At 45.9% G+C, this 303-nt stretch carries 1 protein-coding gene; it reads left to right on the forward strand.

All coding sequences use genetic code 11. The features are described 5' to 3' along the window. A partial coding sequence (locus UC75_RS19700; protein ID WP_228137198.1) for an FAD-dependent oxidoreductase occupies nt 1-303 on the forward strand: 303 nt, incomplete at both ends.

Below are 303 nucleotides of genomic sequence, written 5' to 3' on the forward strand. Positions count from 1 at the left end.
TTTTGATGTATTGGTGATTGGTGGTGGACCTGCGGGCGCAACAGCAGCAATCTATGCTGCACGTAAAGGTATCAACACAGGTATCGTGGCTGAACGCTTCGGTGGTCAGGTGATGGACACCATGGACATTGAAAACTTCACGTCTGTGCAAAAGACTCAAGGTCCTAAGTTTGCTGCCGAAATGGAAGCGCATGTTCGTGAATATGATGTTGATATCATGAACTTGCAACGTGTTAGCAAAATCACAGGTGCAAACCAAACGAGCAATGGTCTGGTTGAAGTTGAACTTGAAAACGGTGCAAA

Source organism: Acinetobacter sp. V2, assembly GCF_001188385.1.
GTDB classification, from domain to species: domain Bacteria; phylum Pseudomonadota; class Gammaproteobacteria; order Pseudomonadales; family Moraxellaceae; genus Acinetobacter; species Acinetobacter oleivorans.